Origin of the sequence: Actinomyces viscosus, from assembly GCF_900637975.1 — a bacterium.
In the GTDB taxonomy this organism is placed as follows: Bacteria; Actinomycetota; Actinomycetes; order Actinomycetales; family Actinomycetaceae; genus Actinomyces; species Actinomyces viscosus.
This window is the reverse complement of the sequence record NZ_LR134477.1, coordinates 994,191-1,008,136: the sequence shown is the minus strand read 5'-3', so window position 1 is coordinate 1,008,136 and position 13,946 is coordinate 994,191. Positions and strand designations below refer to the sequence as shown.

Here is a 13,946-nt window from a genome sequence, read left to right as displayed (position 1 = left end):
CCTATGAATAAGCCTCCATGTCATCGGGAGCCGAACGGCGATCTGCACAGACATACCGTCATGGCACCGAAGTGCATACCGTTATGGGATGCATGAAGAGTCCGGTGCCGGCCGGTTACCCGTTGCTCTGACGTCGTGACGGAGACGGACACCGGATCATGAGCGCCGGTTCGACACGGATCGAGTGATTCAATCGTTTCTTTCAGTGGCGTCTTCTAAAGTGGAGTTATGCGAGACGTCATCCCCCAGGATCTCTCCCAGGAGATTCTGGCTCCGCCGGCCAAGGCATCGATCTTCCTCACCGTCACCGTACGGGACGGTGGCGAGGCCCAGGTCATAGATCTGCTGACCGATGTGTCCGGGCTGTCCCGGGCGGTGGGCTTTCGTTATCCCGAGACGATGCTCAGCTGCGTCGTCGGTATCGGGGCAGGCATGTGGGATCGCCTCTTCGATGTGCCTCGACCTGAGTTCCTGCACGACTTCGTGGCACTTCAGGGCGGCAAGCACCACGCGCCCTCGACGCCGGGAGACCTGTTCTTCCACCTGCGTGCCTCAACGCTCGATATGTGCTTCGAGCTCGCCCGTCAGATCATGCGCCGTCTGGGATCCGTGGCCGCCGGCTACGACGAGGTCCACGCCTTCCGCTACTTCGATGAGCGCGATCCACTTGGCTTTGTCGACGGTACCGAGAGTCCACGGGGTCAGGCGGCCGTCGTGGCGGCGCTCGTTGACGATGGCGCCTGGACCGGTGGCAGCTACATCATTGAGCAGAAGTACATCCATGACCTCACGGCCTGGGACTCGATGAGTGTTGAGGAGCAGGAGCGCGTCATCGGTCGCACCAAGCTCGATGACATCCAGCTTCCCGATGATGAGCAGCCCACTAACAGTCACGTCACCATGAACACCATTGAGGACGCCGATGGCAACGAGCTCCAGATCGTGCGTGACAACCTCGCCTTCGGTGAGGCATCCGGGGATCAGGGCACGTTCTTCATCAGCTATGCCGCCGACCCGCGTGTCACCGAGCTCATGCTCAGGCGAATGTTCCTGGGGGAGCCCGAGGGCAACTACGATCGCATCCTGGACTTCTCCACACCTCTGACGGGTTGCCTCTTCTTCGCCCCTCCGGCCGCTTTTCTCGACGAGGCCGACCAGCACGCGCGTGCCGCCGCCCGGCCCCAACCCGGACCGGAGGACCCGACCCAGCCCGCCACTGAGCTGAGTGCCGCCAGAGGCCTGGGGCTGAACGGCCCTTCGGAGGTACCGGGCGATTGGAGGACAGAGGACCGCAACAGTGACATGAGCGTCTCATCCGAACCGTCCGACGGTTCCCTTGGGATCGGAAACCTGAAGGGAGAGGTATGAACAACCTGCATCGAGATCTCGCGCCCATCTCCGAGGCCGCCTGGAGCGAGATCGACCAAGAGGCCCGGCGCACCTTCATCCGCTGGATCGCCGGACGCCGAGTCGTTGATGTCGTCGGACCGGACGGAGAGGATCTGGCGGCGGTGCGCACTGGTCATCAGGTGCGCGTGGACACCCCCTTCGAAGGGGTTCAGGCCCACCAGCGTCAGGTTCGGCAGGTCGTCGAGCTGCGGGTTCCCTTCCGCGTCACCCGCGAGGCGGTCGACGCCGTCGACCGTGGGGCCCAGGACTCCGACTGTCAGCCCGTCAAGGACGCCGCGGCTCAGATCGCCCGGGCGGAGGACGGCATTGTCTTCTTCGGACTGACAAGCGCGGGTATCGACGGACTGGTTCCCACCAGCTCGAACCCCGTCGTTGAGCTGCCCCAGTCGAAGGATCTCCCCGATGCAGTGGCCGACGCCCTGAAGGAGCTCCGCCTCGCCGGGGTCGAGGGCCCGTACGCCCTCCTGCTCTCTGCAGAGCTGTGGACTGTCGTCGCCGAGACCACTGACGACGGTTACCCCATCCGCAAGCACATCGACCGTCTCCTGAACGGCGACATCCTATGGGCACCAGCCATCCAGGGTGCCGTCCTGCTGAGCACACGGGGCGGTGACTATGAGCTGCACCTGGGCCAGGACCTGTCCATCGGGTACCTCTCGCACGATGCCGAGTCGATTGAGCTCTACCTCCAGGAGTCGTTCACCTTCCTCCCCTACACCTCCGAGGCGAGCGTCGCGCTGACACGCTGAGGTCCTACACTCGCCCTGATGAGCGAGCATACTGAGCACACGGCGTTCTCACCCACGGATTCCTACCAGCGCCCGGTTCCTCAGGAGGTGCTGGGACAGGCCGGCCGGCGAGGACCCTTCCGGTACGGAGAGCGCATCCAGGTGACGGACACCAAGGGCCGCAAGAACACCTTCCTGCTCGACCCCCACGGCTACTTCCAGTCCGTGCGGGGCTCCTTCCACCACCGGGACGTCGTCGGAATGGACGAGGGCAGCGTCATCGAGACCGACACCGGCCACGAGCTGCTCCTGCTGCGCCCGCTCCTGGCCGACTACGTGCTGTCCATGCCCCGCGGCGCGCAGGTGGTCTACCCCAAGGACTCCGGCCAGGTCATCGCCATGGGCGATATCTTCCCCGGCGCCCGCGTTCTGGAGGCCGGGGTGGGCTCGGGCGCGCTGACCATGAACCTGCTCTCCGCCATCGGGGAGAGTGGTCACCTGCTGTCCATCGAGCGCCGTGAGGACTTCGCCCAGATCGCCGCCTCCAACGTGGATGCCTGGTTCGGTCGCCACCACCCCGCCTGGGAGCTGTGCACCGGAGACTTCGCCGACGTCGTCGCCGCCCGGGTGGAGGCGGGCAGCATCGACCGGGTGGTCCTGGACATGCTCGCCCCCTGGGAGAACGTCGAGGCCGCCTCCACCGCTCTGGTCCCCGGCGGGGTCTTCCTGGCCTACGTCGCCACCGTCACCCAGCTGTCCCGCACCGTGGAGGCCCTGCGCCACAGCGGGCTGTTTACCGAGCCCGAGTCCTGGGAGTCCATGGTGCGCACCTGGAACGTCGACGGCCTGGCCGTGCGCCCCGACCACCGCATGGTGGCGCACACCGGTTTCCTCCTGACCGCCAGGCGCCTGGCCTCCGGCTCCCGGCCCCTGGCCCGCAAGCGCCCGCCCGCCCGCGGCGCCTACGACGAGGGCGGCTACTGGCTGCCCGACGACGTCAAGGAGCGCACCAGCACCGACAAGAAGGTGCGTCGCGTCCTGCGCGACTGCCGGGCCAAGCAGCCCACTGACGCTACTCCCGTCCAGGACGGAACCGCCGAGCCGGCCCAGGAGGGCGATCATGCCTGAGACCCCTGCAGGCGGTACGGACAGGCCCCAGTCCAGGACTCAGTCGCTGGGCATGCCCGCCAGGGACTTCACCAGCCACCAGCTGCGCGAGGCCCGGGCCCAGGCCGTCAGCCTGGCCTCCAAGAACGAGCGCCTCGTCGCCGCCCTGGGTACCGCCCGCGAGCGCATCACCGAGCTCGGCCAGCAGCTCGACGCCGTCACCCGCCCTCCGGTCACCCTGGGACTGCTCACCGCTCTTCCCGGCACAAGGGACGAGGCGAACGTCGAGGGCACCGGACAGGAGCGCGAGGTTGCCGTGAGCCTGTCGGGCCGTCAGATGCTTCTGCACGTCCACCCGGGTGTGGACGACGATGACCTCCGGATCGGCCGGCTCGTGGCCGTCAACGACCAGATGGTCGTCGTCGCCACCCTCCCCGAGCCCCAGACCGGTGAGGCCGTCACCCTGGAGGAGACCCTTGATGACGCCCGCGTCCTGGTGACCACCGGAGCGGGAGGCACCCGGATCCTCACCCTGTCCTCCGCTCTGCGCCGCATCGCCGGGGCCGGGGAGGGGCTCAAACCAGGCGACACCCTGGCCGCCGACCTGCGCGCCGACGTCGCCACGGCGCTCATCGAGCGCACCAGTGTTGAACAGCTCGTCGTCGCCGAGACCCCCGACGTCTCCTGGGCGGACATCGGGGGACTGGGCCCGCAGATCGAGCAGATCCGCGACGCCCTCGAGCTGCCCTTCACCCACCCCGAGCTCTTCCAGGCCTACGGGCTGCGAGCCCCCAAGGGGCTCCTGCTCTACGGCCCACCCGGCTGCGGCAAGACCCTCATCGCCAAGGCCGTGGCCACCTCGCTGGCCGGCTCCGGAGGCGCCCCCGGCGTGAGGGGCCGCCCGGCCGCCTTCCTCAATATCAAGGGTCCCGAGCTGCTGAGCAAGTTCGTCGGCGAGACCGAGCGGCAGATCCGCGCCATCTTCGACCAGGCCCGCAAGGCCGCCGCCGAGGACCGTCCGGTGGTCATCTTCTTCGATGAGATGGAGGCGCTCTTCCGCACCCGCGGCACCGGCGTGTCCTCTGATGTCGAGACCATGATCGTGCCCCAGGTCCTGGCGGAGATCGACGGTGTGGAGTCCCTGCGCAACGTCGTCATCATCGGGGCCTCCAACCGCGAGGACATGATCGATCCCGCGATCCTGCGCCCCGGGCGCCTGGACGTGAAGATCCGCATCAACCGGCCCGATGAGACCGGGGCCGAGGAGATCCTCGCCCGGCACCTCACCGCCGACCTGCCTCTGGCTCCGGCGGAGCTCGCGGCCCACGGGGGAGACCGTGAGGCCACTGCCGCCTTCCTGCGCCACGTCGTCGTCGAGACGCTCTACGCGCGGAACGAGGCCACCGCCGTCCTGGAGATCACCGAGGCGCGTGCGGCCGCCGTCGCCGCTACCACCACCCGTACCCTCCACCTGGCCGACCTGGCCAGCGGTGCCATGCTCGCCGCCATCGTCTCCCGGGCCAAGACCGCCTCCATCAAGGATGAGCTCGCCGGGGGTGAAGGGGGCCTGAGTGTGGACAGGCTCCGCTCGGCCGTCGGGATCGAGGCTCGGCAGAATGAGGAGATCACCGGCGCCACCACCCCCGAGGGGTGGGCCCGACTCATCGGCGCCCGTGCCTCGGATATCCGCAGCGTTCGCAGACTCGGGAAGGACAGGACATGAAGCACATCGGCTTTCAGCCGGGTCCGGTGACGCGTCCCGTCGGCCTGGAGACCGAGTTCGGAATCCTGCGCCCGGGCGACCCCTACGCCAACCCCGTGGTGCTCTCCAGCCAGGTGGTGGAGGCCTACTGCGCTGGAGCCGACGTGCCCGCCGTGCGCTGGGACTACGAGGGGGAGGACCCCCTGGCGGACCTGCGCGGCGGCAGGCTCCCGCGAGCCGCTGCCCACCCCAGCCAGCTCACCGACGACCCCGCTCACCCGGCGCCGTCGGGTGACGCCTCACCGGCCGCGAACACAGCGGCGGCAACGGTGGATCCGCCTCCGGCTCCCTGGGGCTCGCGCGCCCGCCCCAGCGCCGCCGAGGCGGCGCTTTCCCGCGCGACGACGACGGTTCTCGTCAACGGGGCCAGGCTCTACGTGGACCACGCCCACCCCGAGTACTCCTCGCCGGAGGTCCTCACCCCTCGTGACGCTCTCGTCTGGGACCGGGCGGGGGAGGTGGTTGCCCGGCGCGCCATGACGGTTCTGAGTGACGACCGTGTCAGCACCGGCGCACCGGTGGAGATCGTCCTGTACAAGAACAACGTGGACGGCAAGGGGGCGGCCTACGGCTCCCACGAGAACTACCTCGTGCGGCGGGACCTGCCCTTCGAGGAGCTGGCCGCGGTCCTGGCCCCCTTCCTGGTCACTCGCCCCGTCCTCGTGGGCGCCGGCCGGGTCGGCATCGGTCAGCGCAGTGAGCGGCCCGGCTTCCAGATCAGTCAGCGCGCCGACTACGTCGAGTCCGAGATCGGTCTGCAGACCACCTTCAACCGCCCCATCATCAACACCCGTGACGAGCCGCACGCCGATGGCGCGCGCTGGCGCCGCCTGCACGTCATCAACGGCGACGCCAACCGCTTCGACGTCCCCATCTACCTCAAGGTCGCCACCACGGACCTGCTCCTGTGGTTCCTGGAGCAGGCGCACGCCGAGGACACCGACGAGCTCAGGGAGGCCGTGACGGACCTCGGCCGCATGGCGATCACCGGGGACCCCGTTGAGGAGCACTGGGCCGTGTCCCACGATCCCACCCTCTCCTATGAGCTGACCACGCAGGGCGGAGCCATGACCGCCCTGGCGATCCAGCGCACCTATCTCAACGCCGTCACTCCTGCCGTGACGCGCCGCGGTGACCCCGAGGCTCAGCATGCCCTCGACCTGTGGCGCCAGAGCCTCGACGCCCTGGAGCGGTGGCGCCGTGACGGATCGGGCCCGGCCGCTCAGCTGGTGGAGTGGGTCGCCAAGTACGAGCTCTGCGAGGGGCTGCGCCGCCGGTCGGGAACCGGCTGGGACGATCCTCGCCTGGCCGCTCTCGACATTCAGTGGGCCGATCTTCGTCCGGGACGCTCCGTCGTCGACAAGCTCGACGCCGCCGGCCGGATCCACCGACTGGTCACCGAGGCCGAGGTCCAGCGAGCCGCAGTCACCCCACCAGAGGGCACACGCGCCACCATTCGCGGCGCCGCCATCAACCGTTACCCACAGGTCGTGAGCGCCTCCTGGACCTGCCTCGTTCTCGATGTCCCCGGCCACCCCGAGCTGCTGCGTCTGCGCCTGCCCGACGACGTCGCGGTCGGCCCCGATGAGACGGCGACCATCCTGGAGGAAATTGGTCGTCGGGCGGCACCTGAGAGAGACTGAGCACCGCAGCGCCCACCAGCGGCGCGCTGCTTGAGAGGACGAGTGAAGGAGCACCACATGACGCCGCAGTACGCCGATCAGTCTCACGGACAGGTTCGTCGCGCCGGTGTCGAGTCCACTGTCGAGGACACTGAGGAGCAGATCGGCCTCGGAACGCCGACGGCGTCGGCACAGACGACGTCGACTGCCCAGGTCGGTGACGTCGACAGCATTCTCGATGAGATCGACTCGGTCATCGAGACCAATGCGGCTGCCTTCGTCCAGGGCTTCGTCCAGAAGGGCGGCCAGTGAGCATGAGCGGCTCACGGCCCCCGGCGCGGCGCATCATCGGGGTGGAGACCGAGTACGGCATCACCTGCGCCCCCACCGGGGACGGTCCGCCGCCCCTGGACGCCGACCACGCCGCTCGTGAGCTCTTCGAACCGGTGGTTCAGCGCTCACGCTCCTCCAACGTCTTCACTCGCGGCGGAGCCCGCCTCTACCTGGATGTGGGTTCCCACCCGGAGTTCGCCACCGCCGAGTGTGACCACCTCGAGGACCTGCTCGCCCAGGACCGTGCCGGCGAGCTGGTCATGGCGGACCTGGCCCAGCAGGCCAATACCCGTCTGACCGCCGCAGGTGTTCCCGGGCGGATCCACCTGCTCAAGAACAACCGCGACGCCGAGGGCAACGGCTTCGGGTGCCACGAGAACTACCTCGTGCGCCGTCGCGGCGACTTCTGGAACGACGCGCGAACCCTCGTGCCCCACCTGGTGACCCGCCAGATCCTCGTTGGCGCCGGTCACATCGTGGGAGATGAGGAGGCGCATCCCCCAGCACCCCACAGTGGTCCCAGGCACTCGGGTTACGTCTTCTCCCAGCGGGCGGACCAGATGTGGGACGCCGTCTCCTCGGCGACGACCCGCGCCAGGCCACTGATCAACACCCGCGACGAGCCGCACGCCGACGCCGAGCGCTACCGGCGCATGCACGTCATCGTCGGGGACTCCAACATCGCCCAGGGATCCACCCTGCTCAAGGTGGCGGCCATGGACCTGCTCCTGGACTACCTGGAGAGCGGGGGAGACCTGAGTGACCTGGCCCTGGCCGATCCCATGCGGGCCATCCGCGACACCTGCCGCGACCTGAGTGGGCGCGCGCTCCTGGAACGCGCCGACGGCCGCACCATGACGGCGTTGGAGATGCAGACCGAGCACCTCGAGCGGCTGCGCAACCACGTCGCGGGAGGCGTCGAGGTGACTGGGCTGCACGCCGCCGCGCTGGAGCTGTGGGAACGGGGGCTCGAGGCCGTTCGCCTCCAGCAGCCCGAGCTCGTGGTCACGGAGCTGGACTGGGCGGCCAAGTACCAGCTGGTGACTCGCTTCTGCCAGCGGCACGATACCGGGCTCACGGATCCTCGAGTGACCCGGTTGGCCCTGGCCTACCACGACGTCTCACCTGATCAGGGGCTGCGTCAACGGCTGGAGAGCGCAGGTATGCTGCGTCGTTTCGTCGATGACGAAGCCTGTCGACGCGCGATGGGCACTCCGCCTGCCACAACGCGTGCGCACCTGCGTGGCGCGGTCGTCGCCAGGGCTGAGGACCTTCGCCGAGACCTGACGGTCGACTGGGTGGGTGTTCGCCTCGACGACGGCGCCTCCCCGACTGTTACGCTGAGTGATCCCTTCTGCGCTGCAGATGAACGCATCGACGCACTCCTGGAGAGCATGGAGCGCTCGGCAACCGACCTCCCCGCCGGGGTGTGAGCGGCAATCGTTCACGGCACTGGCGAGGCGACCGACGGAAGACATGACATGAGCACTACCTCCACCCCTGACCCCGGAGCAGGCGCGCCTCTGACCCGGCGTCAGCGCCGTGCGCTCGAACGTGCTCAGGAGATGGCCCAGCAGGCCCAGCAGGATGCGCAGACCGAGAACCTGCCGGCGCTTTCCGAGCCTCCGGCAGAGATGGGGACGCGGTCCTCCGGAACCCGGCCCACCGGCACAGCAGCGCCCTCTGGGGCTGAGCCGGAGGCTCAGTGGCGGTCCGCCCTTCCCGCGCAGGAAGCGTTCCATTCCTGGCGGCCTGTCGATGAGGCGGACGACGCGGATCATGCGGATGACGCGGACGATGCGGACGACGCAGAGACGACGCCGCCGCGGCGCACACCGGGGGGCCCGCTGGGACGGATGCCCCGGGGGCCCCTGGCCGTCGCCCTCATCGGTGTTGTCATCCTCGCGATGATTCTGGTGCCGTTAGCCGTTAACAAGCTCCTCTCCGGTAGGAACGGCTCGGGGGCCAGTACCGTGGCCCAGTCGACCGTGCTCGATGGAAATGCCCCCTTGAATCAGCTGCTGACGATCAGCGGACGGCTCGGTTCGGGCTCGGCCCCCTCCATCGCCCTGGCCAACGGGGCCTCTCTGTCCGCTCCCAGTGACGTGCTGACCGACGTCGTCGAGACCGGCCAGGGACGTGCGGTCTCAGAAGGATCGCCGGTGATCCTGCAGGTCTCCCAGTTCTCCGGCATCGACGGACGCAACACGACTGGCAACGATGACGGCTACAAGCTGTGGCAGGGGTTGCTGGGTCCTGAGGTGGGCGACTACATCAACGCAGCGGTCTCGGGCCAGCGCGAGGGAGCCCGGGTCGTTCTTCGCGAGCCCGCCGATGAGGAGGACGGTTCCAGAACAACGAAGATCACCGTTATCGACCTTCTCCCCACCACGGCGACCGGAGAGGCCAAGGAACCCGCCGCGGGCAGCCCCACTGTCAGCGAAGGATCGGACGGCTCCATCACGGTCAGCACCGCAGGCCTCCCGGCTCCCACCCAGGCCTCCACCGCGGTCCTCATCAAGGGCACCGGTCCCCAGATCAGCCCCCAGGACAAGCTCATCGCCCGCACCACGATGGTCAGCTGGGCGACGGGCCAGCCCCTGGATGAATCGACCTTCGGTTACCAGATCCCGCCCAAGCAGCTCGACATGAGCAACGCCCTGGTGGGCGTCTCCCAGAACCTGGTCGACATCACGGTGGGCTCGCGCGTGGTCCTCTCCCTCCCGGCGGAGCAGGCGCAGGGCACCGAACCCGTTGTCGTGGTCATCGACGTCCTCGCCAGGGACCCGGGCAAGGCCTCCGGGACATCCGCTGGACAATCGAGTGGCAACCAGACCGCCTCACCCCAGGCCTCCTCATCTCCCCGTCCCACCACCCAGGATCACTTATGAGCGTCGCCATTCGCATCATCCCCTGCCTCGACGTCAAGGACGGTCGTGTCGTCAAAGGCGTGAACTTCCAAGGGCTCAAGGACGCCGGCGACCCGGTGGAGCTGGCCGCTCGCTACGACGCCCAGGGGGCTGACGAGATCACCTTCCTGGATGTGTCGGCCTCCCACGAGGGACGCTCCACCATGCTGGACGTGGTGTCCCGTACCGCGGAGCAGGTGTTCGTCCCCCTGACCGTCGGCGGAGGAGTGCGCACTGTCGACGACGTGGACCAGCTGCTGCGTGCAGGCGCGGACAAGGTCGGCGTCAACACCGCCGCCATCACTCGTCCCGAGCTGCTGGCAGAGGTGGCACAGCGTTTCGGCAACCAGGTGGTGGTCCTGTCCGTCGACGCGCGCAGGTGCCCGTCCGGTGTCACCACGGCCTCGGGCTACGAGGTCACCACCCACGGAGGACGGGTATCGACCGGAATCGACGCCGTCGCCTGGGCGGTTCGGGGTGCTGAGCTCGGCGCCGGAGAGATCCTCCTGAACTCCATGGACGCCGACGGCGTTACCGGCGGTTTCGACACCGAGATGATCGATGCCGTCCGCGCTCAGGTCCGGGTGCCTCTCATCGCCTCCGGCGGTGCCGGACGTCCTGAGGACTTCGCGATCGCGGCCGATCACGGCGCCGACGCCGTCCTTGCAGCCTCGGTCTTCCACTACGGCGCGATGACCATCACCGATGCGAAAGACGCGCTGCGCGCTGGAGGGCACCCGGTTCGCTGAGTCCGTGGGAGGCTTCTTAGGCCGGCGGAGCATGAGGCTCTCCCGGATTCTTTCCTACAGCCTCAGCAGAAGAGCCTCAAGGTCCGGGTGCACGCGAATCTATATATCGATCGTTCAGTGAATTCTAGACGGGATTCCAGGTCGGAACAATGGTTTTCCTCGGAGAGTCCTTCGGCCGTCTACCCGTGGGTTCTGTTCCTTCCTCGGTGTCCTTACGTTGTTTTTTCTGCCGTTCTTAATGTGAACGCATCGTGTCGAAGATTTTTTGATTTAAACGGATGAGAATCGGAAAAACAACTTACGGCGCCTGCGGTTTTGGTTTTGAAGGAATGCCTGTTACGATTCGGCACTGTGCTCTCGGCAGCATAATCCCTGTTCCCGAAATCGTGGAGGAAATCTATGAGCAACATGGGTGCCTATCCAGGCAGTCCTTATGGTCAGCAGCCTGGGGGATACGCTCCCGGCGGCTTCGGTCCCCGACCTGACGAGAAGAACTCGCTGGGCGGCTGGGCTCTCGGTCTGGGAATTGCCAGTCTGGTCTGCTGCGGTATATTCACCGGCATCCCTGCGATCGTCCTCGGCTACCTGGGGATGCAGGCGGCGAATGAGGGGCGCGCCACCAACAAGGGGATGGCCATCTCGGGTATCGTCATGGGTGGGATCTCGATCGTTTTTATGATCGTCGCCTACGCCACCGGCCTGAATCAGCAGATCTTCAACAGCTTCCAGTGACTCTAAGAGTCCTGCCTCGTTTCGCCGCACTGGTCCCGAGTGGGTTCCTGTGCGGCGAACCGTTGTGTGGACGGAGTCATGATGGGGTGTTCTCCCCATTGAGGTGAGTTGTCGCCCGCATGACCTGAGACTTGTGGTCGTGTAGTCTGTGCGGTGACATGCAGCCTACTCGGGGGAATAATGAGCGAATCGGGTCCTTATCAGGGCGACCCCTATCGGAGAAGAGATGCCGACGCCCAGCAGTACCTCTTTGCTCAAGAAGGCTCTTTTCACGCTGAGCAGGGTGTCGATCATGCCCAGGGCGGGTACTACAGCGCCGATCCTGCTGGTGCTCAGCCAGTTCCGTACCAGATGGCTCCGTACCAGATGGCTCCGTACCAGGTGCCTCCGGAGCAGCCCTACGGCCAGCCGTACAGTCAGCAGTATGCCTACCCGCCGGCTCCTTACGGCCCCTACGTGCCGTATGGGCCGTACGGGCCGGGCGCGTACTGGGGGGTGGCCTACGATCCGCGTCGGTATGAGGCCAACGCCCTGGGTGGCTGGGCGCTTGGGCTCGGTATAGCAAGCCTGGTCATTAACTGCTATTTTGGTATAATATGTGGGATCCCGGCGATCATTGTAGGCGTCAAAGGAATGCGTGCCGCAGATGAGGGTCGTGCCACGAATAAAGGGCTGTCGATCACCGGGGTGGTTCTGGGAAGTGTCGGAGCCGCGATCAACGCCATTTATCTCGTGTTTTTCATCGCCGCGTACATGAGTGTGTAGGTCTTGTGTAGGTCTGAGGAGTAGGGACGGTTTTCAGGACATGACTCATAGTGTTTACCCGAGTGGCGGTCGTTCCACTGCTCGCAGCCGGTTCGGTCTGGGTTTTCTCATGGCTCTCGCCGCTGCACCGGGTGGTCTTATCGTTCTGCGGGCGCTGACCCTGCCTCGCAGCTCTCCGGGTCTTCCGGACCTCTGTCCGCTCCACCGCCTGACGGGACTGTGGTGCCCTCTGTGCGGCGGTACGAGGGCGACGCGGGAGCTCATTCACGGTGACCTGTGGGGAGCGCTCGGCTACAACCCCTTCGCCCTCGTGGTCGAGGCGCTGGTGGTTCTTCTGCTGTTGCGTTGGCTGGTCTCCTCGGCCCGAGGGCGGCCTCGGCAGCTCATGACGGGAAGAGAGGGCGTCCTTCTCGGCGTGGCACTCGCTGTTTTCGCCGTGGTTCGCAACCTGCCCGGAATGTGGGTCTACCTCGGTCCGCTGCTCGGGCCTCCGGGGTGACGGAGACCGACGTGCATAATGCAGCCGTGGCTCTCGATTCTTGGATCTCCGCGCGCCTGAAGCGCAACGCCGATGGCCTGGTCTGCGCCGTCGTCCAGCAGCACGACTCACGTGAGGTTCTCATGGTGGGCTGGATGGATGACGAGGCGCTCCGGCGTACCCTGACCGAGGGACGTGTGACCTTCTGGTCGCGGTCCCGCCGAGAGTACTGGCGCAAGGGGGACACCTCAGGTCATGCGCAGTACGTCAAAGCCGTTCACCTGGACTGCGACGGTGACGCCGTCCTGGTCGAGGTCGACCAGGTCGGAGCGGCCTGCCACACCGGTGAGCGCACCTGCTTCCTGGCAGGCGGCGACCTGGGGGCGCGGCTCGGCACTCGCCCCGACTGACCGTTCCGCGGTCAACGCCGTCCAGCGATTTGCAACAGACGGCCTCCGGCCGTCACGATGGGTACGACAGGCGCCCTTCAGGAGCGCCGACAGGTGAGATCGAGGAGGTGCGTGATGACCTCGTTCGAGGCGATGGTGGCTGATGCCAGGGCGGCTGCCGACCGCCGCGCTTCGCGTGTCCCACTGGCTCGTCTGCGAGAGTCCTCACGTCTTGCCCCCGGCGCCATCAGCGCCCTGTCCAGCCTGCGTACCGATGATCGCGCGGTCACGGTCATCGCCGAGGTCAAGCGCTCCACAGCCACGTTCGCAGACCTTAGCGGCGTCGGCGACCCCGGCATGCTGGCCTGCTTCTACGCCGCCGGCGGTGCCGCCTGCGTCTCAGTCGTCACCGGCCCGAGCGCGACGCGAGGCTCTCTCAGGGACCTGGATGCCGTCAGAGCCGCCGTGGATCTTCCCGTCCTCGCCAACGACCTGGTGGTGACCCCCTACCAGGTTCACGAGGCCCGGGCCCATGGTGCCGACCTGCTCATGCTCGACGCCCGCCTCGAGACCCTGGTGCTGGAAGGGCTCATCGAGCGGGTGCACTCCCTGGGCATGAGCGCCGTCGTCGAGGCCCGTACCCGTCGCGAGGCCTTGACCGCGGTTGACGCCGGTGCCCGTATCATCGCCATCGATACCCGGGACCCCGACACCCTGGCCGTCGACTGCGGCCGGTTCGACCAGGTCACCGATGTGCTGCCCACCCGGGTCACGCGCATCGCCGCCGGGGGAGTGCGCGGCCCCCACGACGTCATGAGCTTCGCTCGCTGCGGCGCCGACGTCGTCCTCGTCGGTGAGGCCATCATCCGTTCCGTCGATCCTCAGCAGTTCGTTGCCGAGCTGGTCGCCGCCGGGGCCCACCCGGCGCTGATCCCTTCCGCCCACCGAGAGGTCCTCTGAGT

Annotated in this window: 14 protein-coding genes; all 14 read left to right on the top strand. The window is 67.3% G+C overall.

The window, feature by feature from the left end; all coding sequences use genetic code 11:
- The first annotated feature begins 228 nt into the window (after window positions 1–228).
- The 14 genes from EL340_RS04405 (at window position 229) to EL340_RS04340 (ending at window position 13,944) form a co-directional block, all read left to right on the top strand.
- Window positions 229–1,368 (top strand): Dyp-type peroxidase, encoded by a 1,140-nt coding sequence (locus EL340_RS04405; protein WP_126413610.1) that lies wholly within the window; start codon window positions 229–231, stop codon window positions 1,366–1,368.
- Window positions 1,365–2,159, top strand: coding sequence for a family 1 encapsulin nanocompartment shell protein (locus EL340_RS04400; RefSeq protein ID WP_126413609.1), 795 nt, complete (start codon window positions 1,365–1,367; stop codon window positions 2,157–2,159). The genes EL340_RS04405 and EL340_RS04400 overlap by 4 nt, the downstream gene beginning before the upstream one ends.
- 18 nt (window positions 2,160–2,177) lie before the next feature.
- Window positions 2,178–3,266 (top strand): tRNA (adenine-N1)-methyltransferase, encoded by a 1,089-nt coding sequence (locus EL340_RS04395; protein WP_126413608.1) that lies wholly within the window; start codon window positions 2,178–2,180, stop codon window positions 3,264–3,266.
- Window positions 3,259–4,968, top strand: coding sequence for a proteasome ATPase (gene arc / locus EL340_RS04390; RefSeq protein ID WP_126413607.1), 1,710 nt, complete (start codon window positions 3,259–3,261; stop codon window positions 4,966–4,968). The genes EL340_RS04395 and arc overlap by 8 nt, the downstream gene beginning before the upstream one ends.
- A complete protein-coding gene (locus EL340_RS04385; protein WP_126413606.1) occupies window positions 4,965–6,650 on the top strand; it encodes a proteasome accessory factor PafA2 family protein in 1,686 nt (561 codons plus the stop codon). Before arc ends, EL340_RS04385 begins: the two co-directional genes overlap by 4 nt.
- Before the next feature lie 57 nt (window positions 6,651–6,707).
- Entirely contained in the window at window positions 6,708–6,941 is a 234-nt protein-coding gene (locus EL340_RS04380; RefSeq protein WP_126413605.1) for a ubiquitin-like protein Pup, read from the top strand.
- A gap of 2 nt (window positions 6,942–6,943) precedes the next feature.
- A complete protein-coding gene (gene pafA, locus EL340_RS04375; protein WP_197722345.1) occupies window positions 6,944–8,395 on the top strand; it encodes a Pup--protein ligase in 1,452 nt (483 codons plus the stop codon).
- Between the two features lie 48 nt (window positions 8,396–8,443).
- Window positions 8,444–9,853: a hypothetical protein gene (locus tag EL340_RS04370; protein WP_232023215.1), complete on the top strand. Its 1,410-nt coding sequence runs from the start codon at window positions 8,444–8,446 to the stop codon at window positions 9,851–9,853.
- Entirely contained in the window at window positions 9,850–10,620 is a 771-nt protein-coding gene (gene hisF, locus EL340_RS04365; RefSeq protein ID WP_126413603.1) for an imidazole glycerol phosphate synthase subunit HisF, read from the top strand. The genes EL340_RS04370 and hisF overlap by 4 nt, the downstream gene beginning before the upstream one ends.
- A gap of 399 nt (window positions 10,621–11,019) precedes the next feature.
- A complete protein-coding gene (locus tag EL340_RS04360) occupies window positions 11,020–11,352 on the top strand; it encodes a DUF4190 domain-containing protein (RefSeq protein WP_126413602.1) in 333 nt (110 codons plus the stop codon).
- Window positions 11,353–11,532: 180 nt separating this feature from the next.
- The gene (locus tag EL340_RS15295) at window positions 11,533–12,117 is read left to right on the top strand and encodes a DUF4190 domain-containing protein (protein ID WP_232023214.1); all 585 of its coding nucleotides are present in this window, start codon (window positions 11,533–11,535) and stop codon (window positions 12,115–12,117) included.
- A 109-nt stretch (window positions 12,118–12,226) separates the two neighbouring features.
- Entirely contained in the window at window positions 12,227–12,616 is a 390-nt protein-coding gene (locus tag EL340_RS04350; RefSeq protein ID WP_126415309.1) for a DUF2752 domain-containing protein, read from the top strand.
- Window positions 12,617–12,642: 26 nt separating this feature from the next.
- Window positions 12,643–13,005 carry a phosphoribosyl-AMP cyclohydrolase gene (gene hisI / locus EL340_RS04345; protein WP_197722344.1) on the top strand — a complete coding sequence of 121 codons (363 nt, stop codon included), beginning with the start codon at window positions 12,643–12,645 and terminating at the stop codon, window positions 13,003–13,005.
- Between the two features lie 114 nt (window positions 13,006–13,119).
- A complete protein-coding gene (locus EL340_RS04340) occupies window positions 13,120–13,944 on the top strand; it encodes an indole-3-glycerol phosphate synthase TrpC (protein ID WP_126413600.1) in 825 nt (274 codons plus the stop codon).
- Window positions 13,945–13,946: the final 2 nt, after the last annotated feature.

Excerpts from the sequence above, each read along its gene's own strand:
- EL340_RS04380 (WP_126413605.1), top strand. The coding sequence starts at position 6,708 with ATGACGCCGCAGTACGCCGATCAGTCTCACGGACAGGTTCGTCGCGCC.
- arc (WP_126413607.1), top strand. The coding sequence starts at position 3,259 with ATGCCTGAGACCCCTGCAGGCGGTACGGACAGGCCCCAGTCCAGGACT.
- EL340_RS04385 (WP_126413606.1), top strand. The coding sequence starts at position 4,965 with ATGAAGCACATCGGCTTTCAGCCGGGTCCGGTGACGCGTCCCGTCGGC.
- EL340_RS04405 (WP_126413610.1), top strand. The coding sequence starts at position 229 with ATGCGAGACGTCATCCCCCAGGATCTCTCCCAGGAGATTCTGGCTCCG.
- EL340_RS15295 (WP_232023214.1), top strand. The coding sequence starts at position 11,533 with ATGAGCGAATCGGGTCCTTATCAGGGCGACCCCTATCGGAGAAGAGAT.
- EL340_RS04370 (WP_232023215.1), top strand. The coding sequence starts at position 8,444 with ATGAGCACTACCTCCACCCCTGACCCCGGAGCAGGCGCGCCTCTGACC.
- EL340_RS04395 (WP_126413608.1), top strand. The coding sequence starts at position 2,178 with ATGAGCGAGCATACTGAGCACACGGCGTTCTCACCCACGGATTCCTAC.
- hisF (WP_126413603.1), top strand. The coding sequence starts at position 9,850 with ATGAGCGTCGCCATTCGCATCATCCCCTGCCTCGACGTCAAGGACGGT.
- pafA (WP_197722345.1), top strand. The coding sequence starts at position 6,944 with ATGAGCGGCTCACGGCCCCCGGCGCGGCGCATCATCGGGGTGGAGACC.
- EL340_RS04360 (WP_126413602.1), top strand. The coding sequence starts at position 11,020 with ATGAGCAACATGGGTGCCTATCCAGGCAGTCCTTATGGTCAGCAGCCT.
- EL340_RS04340 (WP_126413600.1), top strand. The coding sequence starts at position 13,120 with ATGACCTCGTTCGAGGCGATGGTGGCTGATGCCAGGGCGGCTGCCGAC.
- EL340_RS04350 (WP_126415309.1), top strand. The coding sequence starts at position 12,227 with ATGGCTCTCGCCGCTGCACCGGGTGGTCTTATCGTTCTGCGGGCGCTG.
- EL340_RS04400 (WP_126413609.1), top strand. The coding sequence starts at position 1,365 with ATGAACAACCTGCATCGAGATCTCGCGCCCATCTCCGAGGCCGCCTGG.